The sequence below is a fragment of the Rhodococcus marinonascens NBRC 14363 genome (genome assembly GCF_001894885.1).
Classification (GTDB): Bacteria; Actinomycetota; Actinomycetes; order Mycobacteriales; family Mycobacteriaceae; genus Rhodococcus_F; species Rhodococcus_F marinonascens.
In genome coordinates, this window is record NZ_BCXB01000120.1 from 1 (window position 1) to 1,444 (window position 1,444).

The window sequence follows — 1,444 nt, forward strand, 5'->3', positions numbered from 1 at the left end:
TTGTCTGAAATCGTCATCGGGAGGAATCCGCATGCTTAACAGGAACATTCGCCGTGTGGTTGGCAACCTCAGTGCGGTCGCAGTGGCCGCGGGGCTTGCGGTGACGGTGGGTGCTGGCACCGCGGGTGCGGCTTCCGACACGGTCACGTGGACCAACTCCAATACCAAGTTCACCCGGACGATCAGCGATGTGAACCCCCGCGAGGGTGACATCATCACCTCGAAGACGAAGCTCGAGCGTAGCGCTGCGCTCGAGTACATTTACGAGGTCAAGGACTACCATCCGGCATGCCTGGAGTTCGTGTCGGCGAAGGTGGACGGAAAAAACCAGAATCTCGACAGCCGTGGTGATGATTGGGCAAAGGTCAAAGGTAGCTGGGTTGTAAGGCCGTTGCTGAGCCCGAAATCGCGCACGTTCGAGTTCTCTTACCGGGTCGGCGCGAACTGTGACCGCGATGAAGTGCTCACGACGGGCGTCAGCTACGAAGGCTCGCTAATCCACCGCGATCAGGTGTTCAAGACCAAGGGCCCCAACGTCACAGTCCTACGGAACCAGACCACCGCCACTCTCGACGCACCTTCCAGCACGCAGGTCGGGCAATCGGTGTTGCTGCACGCGACCGTGGCCGGCGGCGCCCAGGGCGACAACGTCGAGTTCTACGACGGCAACGCCAAGATCGCGACGGTCCCGCTCAACAGCGATCGCGTGGCAACGTACAACTGGACACCCACCACCTCCGGCAACCACAGCATGTCCGCCAAATTCCTAGCGACCTCGAAGGCCGAGGGCTCACATTCGCCGGTGAGGAACGTGAGCGTCTCGCAGACCGATGCCGAGTCGTCAACCATCCTCGCCCCCATCACCGGTGCGCAGGTCGGTCGGTCCAGCACCCTGAAGGCAACGGTCTCCCCGCCGGGCGCCGGCGGCACGGTCGAGTTCAGGGACGGCGGCGCCACGCTGGCCAACGTACCCGTCGATGGCGGCGGTGTGGCCACGTACACGTGGGTGCCGTCCACTGCGGGCGACCACAACATCGCCGCGTCGTTCTCCGGGCGTCCGGGCGTCGCCGGATCGACCACCTCCACCACCGTGAACGTGACGGAGGCGCCGGTCGGCAACATCGAATCGACGACGGTTCTCACCATCGGCGCCAACCCGACAGTCGGTGTAGCGCAGAACATCACCGCCCAGGTGACCCCAGGCAATGCAGGCGGGACGATCACTTTCAAGGATGGCGACTTCGTCATCGGAACCTCGTCGGTCGATCCGAGCGGTCGGGCCACCACCACGTGGACGCCATCGAATGATGGCCAGCGCGGCATCACTGCCGAGTACTCCGGCGCGGGCAACGTGAACGCGTCCGTAGACCAGCAATCCGTGGTCGTCGGAGCCGTCCCCAGCGGCGGCGGATCGAGCAGCGCGGGAAACACCTTCGGTTCCTGA

Annotated in this window: 1 protein-coding gene; it reads left to right on the plus strand. The window is 64.1% G+C overall.

Annotated features, from left to right (window positions below; translation table 11 throughout):
• Positions 1-31 precede the first annotated feature (31 nt).
• Positions 32-1,444 (plus strand): Ig-like domain-containing protein, encoded by a 1,413-nt coding sequence (locus RM2_RS23110; protein WP_072691774.1) that lies wholly within the window; start codon positions 32-34, stop codon positions 1,442-1,444.

Excerpts from the sequence above, each read along its gene's own strand:
- RM2_RS23110 (WP_072691774.1), top strand. The coding sequence starts at position 32 with ATGCTTAACAGGAACATTCGCCGTGTGGTTGGCAACCTCAGTGCGGTC.